The organism is Paenibacillus sp. PastF-3 (assembly GCF_029893135.1).
GTDB lineage: Bacteria > Bacillota > Bacilli > Paenibacillales > Paenibacillaceae > Paenibacillus_AQ > Paenibacillus_AQ nitricinens.
Window position 1 is genome coordinate 160716 of record NZ_JARXWM010000003.1, and the last position, 14785, is coordinate 175500.

14 protein-coding genes are annotated in these 14785 nt (G+C 43.7%); 3 read left to right on the forward strand and 11 right to left on the reverse strand.

The genetic code is table 11. The features are described 5' to 3' along the window. Positions 1-49: 49 nt before the first annotated feature. The 8 genes from nirD to M2444_RS08020 all read right to left on the reverse strand — a co-directional run bounded on the left by nirD (position 50) and on the right by M2444_RS08020 (position 7556). Positions 50-370 (reverse strand): nitrite reductase small subunit NirD, encoded by a 321-nt coding sequence (gene nirD, locus M2444_RS07985; RefSeq protein ID WP_280786675.1) that lies wholly within the window; start codon positions 368-370, stop codon positions 50-52. Between the two features lie 32 nt (positions 371-402). Beyond that, positions 403-2826: a nitrite reductase large subunit NirB gene (gene nirB / locus M2444_RS07990; RefSeq protein ID WP_280786676.1), complete on the reverse strand. Its 2424-nt coding sequence runs from the start codon at positions 2824-2826 to the stop codon at positions 403-405. Positions 2827-3043: 217 nt separating this feature from the next. Continuing rightward, the gene (locus M2444_RS07995; RefSeq protein WP_094877968.1) at positions 3044-3754 is read right to left on the reverse strand and encodes a hypothetical protein; all 711 of its coding nucleotides are present in this window, start codon (positions 3752-3754) and stop codon (positions 3044-3046) included. A 146-nt stretch (positions 3755-3900) separates the two neighbouring features. Beyond that, complete coding sequence (gene ric / locus M2444_RS08000; RefSeq protein ID WP_094873750.1) at positions 3901-4650, reverse strand: iron-sulfur cluster repair di-iron protein; 750 nt, start codon at positions 4648-4650, stop codon at positions 3901-3903. Positions 4651-4847: 197 nt separating this feature from the next. Next, a complete protein-coding gene (locus M2444_RS08005; protein ID WP_094873752.1) occupies positions 4848-5579 on the reverse strand; it encodes a hypothetical protein in 732 nt (243 codons plus the stop codon). Positions 5580-5829: 250 nt separating this feature from the next. Beyond that, complete coding sequence (locus M2444_RS08010) at positions 5830-6147, reverse strand: winged helix-turn-helix transcriptional regulator (RefSeq protein WP_042129916.1); 318 nt, start codon at positions 6145-6147, stop codon at positions 5830-5832. 124 nt (positions 6148-6271) lie between these two features. Further along, complete coding sequence (locus tag M2444_RS08015; protein ID WP_094873764.1) at positions 6272-6595, reverse strand: hypothetical protein; 324 nt, start codon at positions 6593-6595, stop codon at positions 6272-6274. Positions 6596-6620: 25 nt separating this feature from the next. Then, positions 6621-7556, reverse strand: a complete 936-nt coding sequence (locus tag M2444_RS08020; protein WP_280786677.1) for a Gfo/Idh/MocA family protein — start codon at positions 7554-7556, stop codon at positions 6621-6623. 164 nt (positions 7557-7720) lie between these two features. Between M2444_RS08020 and M2444_RS08025 the strand changes: the two genes are divergently transcribed. Further along, positions 7721-8341, forward strand: coding sequence for a TVP38/TMEM64 family protein (locus M2444_RS08025; RefSeq protein WP_179283737.1), 621 nt, complete (start codon positions 7721-7723; stop codon positions 8339-8341). A 99-nt stretch (positions 8342-8440) separates the two neighbouring features. Then, complete coding sequence (msrA, locus tag M2444_RS08030) at positions 8441-9427, forward strand: peptide-methionine (S)-S-oxide reductase MsrA (protein WP_094877964.1); 987 nt, start codon at positions 8441-8443, stop codon at positions 9425-9427. A gap of 173 nt (positions 9428-9600) precedes the next feature. Here msrA and M2444_RS08035 read toward each other — a convergent pair whose 3' ends face one another. Beyond that, positions 9601-10731 (reverse strand): DUF4349 domain-containing protein, encoded by a 1131-nt coding sequence (locus M2444_RS08035; RefSeq protein ID WP_179283812.1) that lies wholly within the window; start codon positions 10729-10731, stop codon positions 9601-9603. Positions 10732-10967: 236 nt separating this feature from the next. Then, the gene (locus M2444_RS08040; RefSeq protein WP_094878978.1) at positions 10968-11744 is read right to left on the reverse strand and encodes a hypothetical protein; all 777 of its coding nucleotides are present in this window, start codon (positions 11742-11744) and stop codon (positions 10968-10970) included. A gap of 374 nt (positions 11745-12118) precedes the next feature. Here M2444_RS08040 and M2444_RS08045 point away from each other — a divergent pair, with 374 nt between their 5' ends. Next, complete coding sequence (locus tag M2444_RS08045) at positions 12119-12271, forward strand: DUF1540 domain-containing protein (protein WP_076120659.1); 153 nt, start codon at positions 12119-12121, stop codon at positions 12269-12271. Positions 12272-12409: 138 nt separating this feature from the next. On the opposite strand, the gene metE is transcribed toward M2444_RS08045, so the two are convergent. Beyond that, on the reverse strand, positions 12410-14710 hold the full coding sequence (metE, locus tag M2444_RS08050) for a 5-methyltetrahydropteroyltriglutamate--homocysteine S-methyltransferase (RefSeq protein WP_280786678.1): 2301 nt from the start codon (positions 14708-14710) through the stop codon (positions 12410-12412). Positions 14711-14785: the final 75 nt, after the last annotated feature.

Genomic DNA, 14785 nt, shown 5'->3' on the forward strand with positions numbered 1-14785 from the left:
ACTCCACCCCACCGTTTTCTATTTCATCCTTTACTACAAGCTTCGGTGTCTACAAGCTCACTGTCACAATGTCTCCGTCAAGGGAGACTGGATAAGTCACAACGATACCTTGATCCGGTGCCTGAACTTCACCCGTGCGAAGATCTATTTTCCAATCATACAGCGGATCATAAAGAAAGTGACCCGAAACGATTCCTTCAGCAAGCGGCCCCCCTTTTGGATGAGGACTCCGATTCTCAAGCGCATAAATCGCTCCGTCAGAGGTACGAAATACAGCCAGTTCCACATTTCCAGCCACAACTACCCGGCCAATTTGTAACAGGAGATCCTGTACTGATCCTATTGCATACGTTTGTGTGGTCTTATTCATTGCTCTCTCCCCTTCTGTGTGCGTTATATCCGCTAGACTCTTGTTTCTTCAAAAAGCGCAGTACGAGTGCTGCTGTCATTGAGCATTTTTTTCCAAGGATCCGTAACCTGAGTGAGAGCAAAGTCAATCCGTGCTGCCAGCTCTTTGCGGTTATCTTCATTATCCAAAATGACCGTTTGAATCTGCTCAAGTCCCATACGCTCAACCCACTCGGAGGTTCTTTCCAAATAATTGCCGGTCTCACGGTAATATTGCATCACAGCGGAGCACACCTCGATCAACTCATCATCGGTCTTAATTTTGCAGAAAGAGTCAGCGATCCTTGGCTTAATCCCACCGTTACCACCGATAAACACTTCCCAACCACCATCATTACCGACGATGCCAATATCCTTCGTGCAGGATTCCGCACAGTTACGTGGACAGCCGTTGACAGCTATTTTAAACTTGGCGGGAAAATCAAGACGTTCATACTTACGTTCTATGAGCGCGCCCATTGCCAGCGAATCCTGTGTGCCGAAACGGCAGAACTGTGAACCCACACAAGTCTTAACCGTACGTAGCGATTTGGCATAACCATAACCTGATGGCATATCGAGCTCTTCCCATACTTTCGGCAGATCCTCTTTTTTCACCCCGATCAGATCCAGGCGTTGCCCACCAGTCACCTTCACAACTTTCACGTCATATTTAAGGGAGACATCGGCGATTTTCTTCAAATCCTCCGGTGTTGTTACCCCACCATACATGCGTGGTATCACGGTGTAGGTTCCATCTTTTTGAATATTGGCACCCATTCTTTCATTTACAAATCGGGATTCTTTCTCATCCTGATGGGTATCAGGGTTCATCATTCCTAGATAATAGTTAATTGCCGGACGACACTTGGAGCAGCCTTCCTCTTGTTTCCATCCGAGTACATTCATGACCTCTTTTGTTGTTTTAAGACCTTTAGCTGTGATTTCAGCAACAATTTCATCACGGTTAAGCGTTGTGCACCCACAAATACCTTGCTTAGCAGCTTGCTGGAAACTGTCACCTAAGACAAATTGCAGGATTTGTTCTACTACGGGTTTGCAACCACCACAAGAGCGAGTAGCGCCAGTACATGCTTTGATCTCATCCACAGTAGTAAAACCATGTTCAGTAACAGCATCTACGATCGCTTTTTTAGTTACACCGTTACAGCCGCAGACAATTTCTTCGTCCGCCATAGCTTCTACGGATGTACTCTTCTTTGCTCCGCCACCGCAGCAGCCCGTTCCCATGACTTCTGTATAAATTTCATCGGTCATTATCGCGCTTTGTTTTACTAGCTTTTGCAAATTGGCGGACTCCGTCACATCACCGAACAATACTGCACCGACAATCACATTATTTTTGAGCAGAATTTTCTTATAGGTTCTCTTCCATTCATCTTTATTTGAGATCACCGTGTGATCAGAGGAATCCAAAAACTCACCCGCTGAAAATACATCCACCCCAGATATTTTAAGCTTCGTGGAGACAATCGAACCTTCATAAGGCTTGGTATTGCTACCACATAAATGTTTAGCTAGAACCATGCCTTGTTCAAATAATGGAGCCACCAGCCCGTAACACATACCGCGATGCTCGGCACATTCGCCGATGGAATAAACATTCTGCATCGAGGTTTGCAAATAATCATCCACCACGATCCCACGATTTACGGAGATTCCGCTTTCTTTTGCCAACGTCACGTTCGGTTTGATTCCAACAGCCATTACCACAAAATCCGCTGTAAGCATACTGCCATCGCTGAAGCGCAATCCACTAACTCTCTGTTCCCCGGTCAATTCCACCGTTTGTTTGCCCATAGCAAATTTCACACCTTGACGCTCCAGCTCAGCTTGAAGCATCGAGGAGGCATTCCGATCAAGCTGACGCTCCATCAGATCTTCCATCAAATGAACTACGGTAACGTCCATGCCTAGGTTCACAAGACCTTTTGCCGCTTCCAGCCCAAGTAACCCCCCGCCGATAACAGCTGCTTTGCTGTATTGCTTGGCCGCTGACAGCATCGCATCACAGTCTGAAATATCCCGGAATCCTACAACGCCCTCTTTATCACTGCCAGGTACAGGTAGAATAAACGAATTCGAACCTGTCGCAATAATTACCTTGTCATAGGGGACTATCTTCCCGTTATCCGTAACCACTTGCTTCGAGCCTTCATCAATTCGTGTCACCGTTGTTCCCGTGTGTAGAGTTATATTATTGTCTTCATACCAATTCCAGTCGTTTAGGATGATATCATTAAGGGTCTTACTTCCTTCAAGAACATAAGACAACATGATCCGATTGTAATTGGGATGAGGTTCACTTCCAAAAACCGTAATGTCATAAGCTCCACCCAGCTTCAATATCTGCTCAATCGTACCTATGCCTGCCATACCGTTGCCGACTAATACTAGTTTTTCTCTTATCGTTGTCATGGTTAGGTGCCTCCTCAAGCTTATGAATACCTGATCAATCTCTCTTCTACATATTGGAATTATACGTTTCAAATTCAAGTCATCATTGTGATTGCAGTCACTTTAATTGTGAATATTTTCACACTTTAGTGTGCTGATAATTGTTAGATATCTTTTCCACATAAAAAGCCAGATTAACGGTTCTGAACAACCGTTAATCTGGCTTAATGTACGATTTTTAGCGTAAAGTCAATAAAATCTCCAATTCATCTTGAGCCCTGAGCTTCATATCCATTCCATCATCGAGTAGTTGTTTTCCGTTCACCTTCAGCTTCCATTCTTCATTACTTAGAGGGGTATAATCATTGACGGAAAGCACCTTTTTATTATCATCCGCCAATTGTACCCTACTACAGCTTTTGAGCAAATCTCTTACGGTTAAATCTTCTCTAAATAAAATAATATACGTATGATGCAGGTCTACTTCTACACTTCCACCGTTCAAGGTCAGCCTTACTGTTTGAAGTGGTGCTTGATGATCCTTCGACTTCGCGGTGAAGACTAGCTGTGAATCATACCCTACAGTATTATTCCAATCCGCATTCCCAATGATTTGACCGCCCATCTGAAGCTCCCAAACCAATCCCGACTCTAGCGAAAAATCCTTTACCGAAAGAATGCTTGAGTTATCCTCCGCAAATGTGGCAATATTACTACCTTTCAGGAGCTCCATGAGCGATATTCCATTTCTATAACTCCCGCTAAGTAACCTGTCCGATGGTTTAGTAAGCAGTTCATTATCTCCAACCCTTATCGATATTGTCGGTCCCTCTAATCCTGCCGCACCATTATTAGCATTACTATTGCTGTCATTGTTAGTAGAGCATCCACCTATTGTGAATCCGATGACTAAACCTAGCATCAATTTCCACAATGATCGTATGGGCATCCTGACACCGCCTTGTCCCGCCTAATGACCATATAGCGTCTCAGGCTTGTAAAGTTATGTATACTGTCTTTTTAAGGATAACTTAAACAAGCCATGTTCTCAAATAAAAAAGCCCCCTAAGGGGCCCTTTAGAACACTATTCATCTTCACTGAAACCTAGGGAACAATATATTATTCTCCAAATGTACGTGTTCAAAAGTCATACTCTCCAGCTCTTCCAGCCGGGCATATGTCAATCGATAGGTCGTGCAAGCATGCGCCGGTGGAGTGAAATCATCTGTAACACTACGTATTTTTCTCAAAATATCGCCCGCACCATCATGCTCACTCTCCAGCTCAGACAATGACTCACGAAGCGATGTCAGGCCTTCTTCACTAGGATTAGCAGCGTATGTCAACAGCTTAGGAAACTCATCTTCTTCTTCTTTAGCCGTATGCTCGAGTAAATCTTCCTTAAGTGTGTTGAACAAGTTATATAATTCCACCAAATGGGGAGAATCCCCACCATGCACTCGATACACCTTAGTTACATTTTGGCTAATAAGGGGTAGCTCTTCACGAAGATAACGATGGTGTTTGTTAATAATATGGGCAATTAACTCTTCTGAGGATGCAGTATTCCAAGCGATTTCCTCTTGGGGTACTGGATACTCTTGGAACAGCTTGTTTAGATCACCGATGATTATCTCGTGATCCAGACCACGCTCAGCTGCTGCTTCAGCAAGTGGTTTAGCTCCACCGCAACAAAAATCAATCCGTTTTGCTTTAAAATAATCTGCCGCTTTAGGGAATTGCAATACAATATCCCTCACCAGTGCATCTGGGGTAAACCCAGCCTGTACCGATTCTGCTTGTTTCGAATCCGAAATACTATCATTAAGTTGTTTAGTTTCCATTATAGCTCCTCCTTGGGTTATGGGATTAGGTTCTGAATAAATCTTATCCACTTCTTCACCTTAACCCTGAAAGGAACTTTGACTTGTGATTGTACGCACGGAAATTGTATCTTATTTTTGAACGAGATTGGAGAATGTACATACATAGTAAGCGCAAAAAAGCACCTTTGCCTACAAAGGTGCTTTTTCAACTCACTTTATTGCACATAAGCCTGCATATACGTCCGCTGTCCCTTTGAATCCTTCAAATAAGGTCCCAATCCAGCAAAACGGGAGTGATCCATATAAACACCGGTCATCCATCTGCCTTCCGTCAAGCCACCATTCCATTTGAGGACAAGATCTGGTGCGGAAATCCATTCCTGAAAGACTCGTATATTCTGATCTTTGTATTCTTTACATGGCTTAGACCGCTCAATAAGGTGGAACTCATTCAGATAAGTTGGAACGAAATAAGAGGATATCGTATGCAAATCATCATCGTCAAAAAAAGGCTCATCGCCTAAAAAGGGTTTGAATAATACGATATTCTCGTACATGGACCAAATTAAGGCTTGAAGTACCATACTCTGGCGAATGCCGTTATGAAACTTATATTGTCGCCCATGATTCGCCGCATTCACATCTTGTGGAGGTTCCGTGGACTCCAGACAGTGCCGTTCACAACCAATACACTTCCAGCCGGTCGGACTTTGAATCCATTTTTGAAAAATAGTCCCACTATCATTGTTTCCTTTGTAGAGTGAAGAGATAATGCTGTAAGGCACGCCAATCCACGCATCCCATAAGGAATCAGGAAGATGGCTATGCAGCATGAACAACGTCTTGTCATAGATGAGCTGTACTTTGATAGAAGCATTCTCTAGCTCAGCAACATCCTTTTTTCCATACGTTATTTCCCGGGAAAATAGGGTCGTCTTCGTCTTCATCTCCCTCGCCTCCTAACAGTTTTGCTATGCCTGTACTCCAGCTGAGTAGATTTGAGCAAAAACCAATACGCGAGCGCTTCCATTCAAGGATCATACAATGTTTTTCTATTATATTACAATTATTTTTAAACTGTGCAAGTTTTTTTCAAGCATAAAGGATTGGAACACAACTGTCACTGTCTAATATTTAGAAACTGAAAAGCCCCTTTTCCACCATTTCGGAAAAAGGGCCACAACATTACTGTGAATTTTAGTCAACCCAGCTCTCAGCCCAAGACTGAATCTGCTGCATAACAGGCTGCAACGCACGGCCTTTGTCTGTTAATTCGTACTCAATACGTACGGGTGTTTCTGGGTATACATGCCTAACCAGGATACCCTCACCTTCCAAATCCTTCATCCGCTCGGACAGCATCTTATCGCTCATTGAAGGAATGAGGCCGGAGATATCTTTAAACCGCTTCGGTCCACTCATCAATGTCTGAATAATAAGTCCATTCCAACGTTTGCCTAAGAAAGAGAAGGCTGTTTCAAATCTGGGACACATCGCAAATTGATGTTCTTCCATTGTTCTCACCTCTCACTTGCGAAACTTACTATTAGTTAGTATATATAATATTAACACATTTTAACCATGATGAACATCGTTTACCGAAAAAAGTTCATCTGACTCTATTATTATATCCCCAATGTCAATCCCCCACAGGTCCTTTAGATCCCCTTTGAGCAATCGCTTCAGTTACGATTTGTGCCAAGTCATCATTTCCAAAAAGTGAAAGTACACCCAGAACGGTGTCATCAGAAATGTCTCCCGCTTCCTCTGCGGAAACCGTGAGGGCAAGTGCCTGACGCAAGGCTTCATTCCCTTCCTGCTGCGGATAAGCCTGCAAGTATAGCGCATGTGGATCAAGTCCATTATTTACACACCACTGAGCGAATACAAGAATCATCATCTCTTCTTCGCGCTTATAGCTTTCGATGATCTGTTCCTCCACTAATTTACGGTTATCCTCCATATATTCTTCTCCTTTCTCAGAGACCTCATTCAGCAAGCTGTGCCGCCAGCATATGACTAGGCAGTACCGCTGAAGCAGCAATGCTGCATAGCTCCGGTGTATTTATGTTGCAAAGAAAATTATTCACCACTCCACTAAAACCTCTTCTATCCAGTACAGTATCCCAGCTTCCAAAGCCTTGAATATGCGGTAAGGTATCTTTTTCAAAAAGAATGGCCTTGTCTAGATCCACTACTTCCACCGATCTACCATTTCCGTGCAGCTCAAGCTTCTCCAAATCCGCACCGGCTTCACGAACCATACTGTACATCCCTACTGCACTATGTTTCCAGGCTAGCATTCCAGATGCCTGTAGCAGACGACCATCTCCACTAGATTGAAGATGACTACGAAGCAGTTCATACTGATCTCCACATAACCACAACAGCAAATCAAGCATATGGATAAGATCATCATGCACAGTTTCGCGGCTGGTGCTTGTCTGTAGCTTCGTTCGATGTTTAATCGCACTGCAGTGGCTAATTCCACCGACTTCCTCAAGCCATTGCTTGGCGGTGACATACATAGGGGCAAACCGGCGGTTAAAGCCCACTCCCAGCAAAAGCCCTTTATCTTGTGCTAGCTCTGCCATCCTTCTGGACTCTTCAAGATCATAAGAAAGTGGTTTATCTACATATACCGAAATCCCACGTTCGAGACATTTTGTTACTATATCATAATGAGTAGTTGTTGGGCTATGTACAAATACTGCATCCAGATCCCAAGATAACAGCTCTTCCAGATTCGTCGTCCCTTTAGGAAAACGATAGGTATGAACAGCCTGCTCCACCGTTGTCGATGAATGGCTGAGAACACCCACTACCTCGGCATAATCATGCTGAGAGAGCAGTGGCAAATATACTTTACGGGCGATATTGCCGATTCCTATTATGGCGACTCTTTTACGTTCAGGTACAATCACTGATCCATCCCCCTCTAACATTTCAATATCTCGATCTTTTCTCTTTGTTCTCTACAAATGCTATTATACCTGCTTCTCATTCTCTGACAATTGATCTTTGCTTCAATATTTACTTCATATCCCGTATGATGAGATGAATGAGTGGAAGAAGGGGCATATTATCTATGAAGAAATGGTTCTCGATTGTTCTTTATGTTTCGGGTACAATCCTTGCGTTTATCTACAGATATGACATCCTAAGCTGGATGAAAGAGGATCATAATCTTTTCAGTTCTATAGGGTTTGCAACTTTACTGGCCTTGTTTCCAGTTGTCCCTTATAAAGCTGTCATCGGATTCTTCGGTTATGCATACGGAAGTTTAGTGGGAGCCTTGATTTGCTGGCTAGCTACTAATTTGGCTGCCGCAATCCTGTTTGGAATTGTGAAGTACTTATTTCAAAGCCAAGCTAGAGCTTATTTAGCCTCCATTCCCGCACTCGAAAAGTTCACAGTAGGCATTGAGCGGCGACCTTTCGCTTCGATTGTCCTAGCACGACTCGTGCCAATCATTCCCCAAACAGCGGTTAACATCTACGCTGGAGCTGCTGGACTGCCTTTTTGGAGCTATATTGCAGCTTCCGGCATTGGAAAAATACCAGGGATTGCATTATACGCTTTCCTCGGGAATCATCTCTTCCAGGACCCTGTAAGTGCGATTATTGCCATCATCGCCTATGCCGCTGTGCTAATTATTGCCGGACTGAGCTTGCGTCCGCGCGCTCAAGAAGCGAAGAATAACAGATAGCGAAAGAACTTATCGGTTACAAACTGGCAGGCAGTTAGTATTTGCTTTATAATTAAATTGTGATCTATTTAATTGCATTATGTGAATGGAGGGATATCAATGAGTGAACATCAGACTAACCATATAAATACCAAGACGGATAAAGCAACCTTTGCAGGTGGATGCTTCTGGTGCATGGTCTCGCCGTTCGAAGAATTGCCAGGAATCATTAGTGTCGTCTCTGGCTATACCGGCGGACATACAGTGAACCCAACCTATGAAGAGGTTTGTTCTGAAACGACAGGACATGTTGAAGCTGTACAAATTACGTTTAACCCAGATATTTTCCCTTATAGCAAGTTACTTGAGCTGTTCTGGCAGCAAATTGACCCTACCGATGCAGGTGGACAATTCCATGATCGCGGGACTTCTTACGGAACAGCAATCTTTACCCATTCGGAGGAACAAAAAGAACAAGCAGAAGCTTCCAAGGCAGCTCTTCAAGCAAGCGGTCGGTTCTCAAGTCCAATCGTAACCCCGATTCTCCCGGCATCCACTTTCTATCCTGCCGAAGAATATCATCAAGGCTACCATCATAAGAATCCAGGCCACTACAAACGTTATCGCAAAGGTTCTGGACGAGAGGATTTTATAGAAACCCACTGGACACATAAAGAGGACAAACAAAGTTTGAAAGAACGGTTAACGCCTCTTCAATATGAAGTCACTCAGAACAGTGCTACAGAATCTCCTTTCCGGAATGATTTTTGGGATCACCATGGAGATGGTATTTATGTAGACATCGTATCTGGCGAACCGTTATTCAGCTCGCAGGATAAATACGATTCCGGTTGCGGCTGGCCAAGCTTTACTCGTCCCATCCGGGACTATGCTGTGAAGGAAAAGACGGATCTCAGTCATTTGATGGTCCGCACTGAAGTTCGCAGCAAAGTAGCGGATTCCCATCTAGGCCACGTCTTCGACGATGGTCCCGGAGAAAACGGTTTGCGCTACTGCATAAATTCGGCGGCGCTAAGATTTGTCCCGAAAGAGGATTTGGAGAAGGAAGGATACGGGGAGTACCGCGTACTCTTCCAGCCTGCCTAAACATCAATCCTCAGTACACAAAGAAACGGTTGTCGTCCTTTTAGGATGACAACCGTTTTTTTCTCTTATAATATAAGAAAGTATAAGTTTCACGTTATACATTATCCTTATATTTCTCGCTTTAACGCTTACCGTCTTTATAAGGACGCCGAGGTCGTTTATGCTTAGAGGGGCTATTCTTTCTTTGAGTCCTCTGAGTCCTTATTAGCCTTCGGCTCATCCTCTGAACCTGCCTCCTTAGGTTCTGTTGCCGCAGGGATGATTTGCTCTCTCTTCAGCTCCTTATTGCGCTGACGGATCCTCTCGGTCTGCTGCTCCCGACGCTCGCGGATATTTTTACGGGAAACTAATACAATAGCTAATATAATGGCAGCCCCGATAAGTATCGGTAACGCTCCTGCAAGGATAACTACAAGCCACTGAAACATCACAGATAGCGCATTTAAGCTGCCATTTAGAGCATCTGAAGCGCGTTCCAGTAACGGCCCTTGCTCCTTCTTCTCTTTGACAGCAATGCTTTCATCCGTCTGATACACTCTCAATTCTACCGTAGAGAAGGATACATTCTGATTGATATAACGCATTCTACCTTTAATCTGTTCAATGCTTTCTTGAATCGAGCCAAGCTCGTTCGCGAAGGCGACCAGATCCGTGGATTTCGTCGCTTTTTTCATAAACTCTGTATATTGTGCTTCCATTAGCTGCTTTGCCTTCAAACGTGACTCCAGATCAACGTACTCTTCAGAGACATCCTGACCTTGAATGCTGCGCTGTAGAGATTCGTGTTTTACTTGTTCTAATTTATTCAGAAAAGGTGAGAATCCGGAGGCAGGTACCTTAAGGATAAACGTCCCACCTTGCTCGTACTGCGACATATTTTCATTAAACTCAATAATATATCCATTGGCTATGGTTACTAAATTACGTATTTCAGTCTGTGCTTTTCCATAGTCTTCTACTTCCATGTTAAGGTTCGCTTTATAGATCAGCTTCTTGTTCAAGCCCGCTACTACATCGCTACCAGTAAACCCTGCACTTGCTTGAACAGTATTTTCTGATGTGGAGCCCTTTATAGCCAAGTTCTCGCTGCCTGTTGCTTCTGCCTCAGGGGCTGCCGAAGTGCTTTTATCCGCTGTTGAGGCCAGCGAGCTCTGCGATTGTACCTCTACTGCTGCGTTGTTACTCGTACTACCATTTTCTTTTGCCGAGCTATCTGCCGCTGAATTCCTATCCGCTGAACCACAACCCGCCAAGACTACCGCAAGAATTAATAAACATAAGTAATGCAGACCCCATTTACGCATTCTCATTCCTCCAAAAATGTAGTAGATACCGCTTGCACGGATCATCATATCGTAACGGAATGTCTTGTTCTAAGCAGATCTCTTCCGTCACTCTTTACTATGACGTTCCAAAACTTGGAAGGTTGCACTTAAAAATGGAATGATGAATAGTTTCTTTTAAATCATGCATACTCAAAAGAAAAAAAGCCGCATTTCTGCGGCTTTGAGGTCTCGAACTATCATTTTTTGTGCAAACACTAACCTGGGTTAGAAGAACTTTGTTTAATGACATAAATGCCATCTGGTAGCGAACCGCTTAATAATCTTGCCATGTAAATATCAACATCATAACTAGTGGTGCCTACAAGAACTGAATTCCCTTGAACATTGGCATAAGTCTTCTCTGTGATCACACCAAATGAGTTATTCATAATAGGCGTATATTCCATCCAAGCATAATTGTAAGGATTCACTAATGCAGTTGTCGTGTTACTGCCACCATAAGTATTGGACCACGACGAGCCACCTGTAATGCCAGCACTAACAGCTGTTTGTTTTGCGGTTACACCAAAGCTAGTGTTCGCAATATAACCTTGAGAAACCGAATAGCTGATGTTTAACAACGAATTTCCAGAAGCACTGTTATAAACAGCCTGAGAGATTTTTCTAGTCAAGCCACTTCTAGTAACATAGGAGACATAACCATTTTGTTGGTAAGAGTAGATCGTTGTTTGGAAAGCATCTCTAGGAGCTATAACAGAGGCTTTCTCAAAAGAAGAATCTGTATTAAACAGGGGCACACTTGGCAACAATCCCTCTTTAGCAGCCTCTAAAGCTTGTCCTTGCGCAAGAATATCATTGTACTCTTCTATTGAGATTTCTGACAATCCCGTAGGTGAGGTTTTGTAGACTTTTATGATTTCGGGTTCACTATTTTGAGGGGCTTCGTCATTATGTACACCTTCTGCACCTGCATAAATAGGTAAACACAAGATTAGCATTAAGGCAAAAGGGAATAGTAAGAACTTTTTCATCAATTTCATCCTCCAATATTTCAGATTAGGATCGGCCGTTCCCTATCGAAAATATTACCAGATATTTTTTAAAATTATATAGATAATTAGGATTATTTTGTATTTTTTGGTATGTTAATGAGAAATGTATTTTGTAATTTTTTATATTTATTTGTATAACTTTGTCATATTTCTGTGATTGAATAACCCATTTGCTTACAAACGCTTTATTTGGTACAATAACCTCGTCTAGCTACACAGAAAATACCAAATACCCTCAATTCATAATGAATGAGGGTAGGGCGCGGTTCTGTTCGGACAAGCTCCACCTTGTTGAACAGAGTAGTTCTTTGTTAATAATGCTGTCTATTACTAAGAAGGGGAGGTGAACCCTCATGGCAAAAGACGTAATTTGCGAAGTTAACTCCTGCACCCACTGGGCAGAAGAGAACAAATGCAGTGCTGATTCTATCTTTGTAGCTTTCCACAGCTCCCAAGAACCTACACGTGCAGAAGAAACAGATTGCAAGACTTTCGAAAGCAAATAAGGTGATAATTTGAAGGGACCCTCCACGGTTCCTTCTTTTCTTTTCTCATTCTATCAAGAATGAGAATTATTATCAAGTGGCTGAAATAAAAAGCCAGGGAGAAATTCCCCGGCTATGATTTATTGTATATCTCTAATGCTATTTGGAGGCACTAACTCCTGCCTTTTCTCTTGCAATAGCAGCAGCCTTTACCATGTTACGAAGTGCATCTTCCGTCTCCTGCCAGCCACGTGTCTTAAGGCCGCAATCCGGATTAATCCAGAACTGTTCAGGGTCGAGCACCCGCAGCGCACGATCAATAGCAGCTGTCATTTCTTCTACAGCAGGAACCCGTGGACTATGGATGTCATATACACCAAGACCGATTCCCTTATCATATTCCTGTTCTTCAAAGCTAACGATCAATTCCCCATGGCTACGGGAAGTTTCTATAGAGATGACATCCGCATCCATCGCGGAAATGGAGTCGATCATGTCATTGAATTCGCTATAGCACATGTGGGTATGAATTTGTGTTGTAGCCTTCACATGATTCGTTGCGATACGGAACGACTTCACCGCCCAATTCAAGTATGCCTCATGATCTTCAGCCTTCAAAGGAAGCCCTTCACGGATAGCCGGTTCATCTACTTGAATCATCTCTATGCCTGCATCCTCCAAAGCTTTAACTTCATGACGGAGCGCTAAGGCAATTTGATTGGCTACTGCTTCCCGACTAAGGTCATCACGTACGAAAGACCAATTGAGGATTGTAACAGGACCAGTCAACATACCTTTAACAGGAAGGGCAGTTAACGACTGAGCATAAACGCTCTCTTTCACAGTCATAGGCTGAATAAAAGCTATATCCGCATAAATAACCGGTGGCTTCACGCAGCGAGATCCATAGGATTGAACCCAGCCATTACTAGTAAATAAGTAACCATCTAGCTTCTCCCCGAAAAACTCCACCATATCCGTTCTTTCGAACTCACCGTGCACGAGTACATCCAGACCTAGTTTTTCTTGGAAGGTAATTGCATCCGCGATCTGCTCACGTACGAACCCATCATAGCGCTCTTGATTCCATACCCCTTTACGCCATTTCAACCTTGCCTGACGTACTTCTACGGTCTGTGGAAAGCTTCCGATCGTTGTCGTTGGCAGAAGTGGCAGCTGCCATTTCTCCTGCTGCACCTTCAGGCGCTCAGCAAACGGTAGACTGCGTTGGTCCGGTAAATCTGCAAGTCCAAGAACTTGCTCCGCAACATCCTTACGGCCGCGTTCAGGAAGCGAACGGAAGGCAGTAAGGGCTTCGCGACTGGCTGTCAACGCAGCAGCAGCTTCTCCTGTACCCTCTAAGGCTGCAGCAAGCAGGCCAAGCTCACTAAGCTTCTCATCAGCAAAGGCTAATGCAGCCTTGACGGTTGTCTTCAGCTTCGCCTCACCCTGAACAGTAACCGGAACATGCAGCAAACTGCAAGAAGGCTGTAGAATAAGACGATCAAGCGGTACATGTACACTCAGCTTCTCGATTAGCTGCAGCTTAGCATCCAGATCCGAGCGCCAGATGTTGCGTCCGTCAATAATACCCGCTCCCAGCCACTTATCCTCAGGCCAGCCAAGACGTTCAATCGATGCCAGGTTCGTCCCGCCATCATGGACAAAATCAAGACCTAAACCTTGTACCGGAAGTTTGAACAATGCCTCCAGCGGTTCAGCAGCTTCAAAGTAAGTCTGCAGAATAATATTTAAACCAGGCACGGATTCAGCAATTTCTGTGTAAATCGAGTGAAGTAAGGATAATTCTGACTCATTTATTCCTGTAACAATTGCTGGTTCATCCATCTGTACCCAGCATACTCCTTCTTGCTTCAGTTCCTGCAACAGCTGAATGTAAACCGGAAGAAACCGAGCAGCAATCTTCGCAATATCCGCAGATGCAAAACCTTTTGACAACTTAAGGAATGTATAAAGGCCTAAAACTACAGGTTTACCCTCAATTCCCCCTTGGGACTTGGCAAAACGATAAGCTTCCAGTGGTTTGTTCTCGGTCAGACGCGGCGTTTGTGCACCAATCTCTGGAACGATGTAATGATAGTTCGTATTGAACCATTTAGTCATCTCACAAGCGGTAGCCTCAGCATTTCCTCTAGCCATCGCAAAATAAAGATCAAGTCCAATGTCGCCACCGTCATACGCATAACGTGGAGGTACGATCCCGAACATAACAGCTGTATCCAGCACATGATCGTAGAATGTAAAATCATTTACCGGAATGAAATCAATTCCTGCCTCCTGCTGAGTCTTCAAATGCTGAAGCTGAATGCCTGTCATTTCAGTACGGAATTCTTCCTCATTTATTTTCCCCGCCCAGAAGGCTTCCAACGTTTTCTTCCACTCGCGGTTTTTTCCGATTCTTGGATAGCCAAGATTACTTACTTTTACTTTGTTCGTCACTTTGCAGCTCCCCTTCTCCATTTTCTTATTTTGGACTTGATATCACTTGCATTCCTATAAGCATAAACGCCTTCG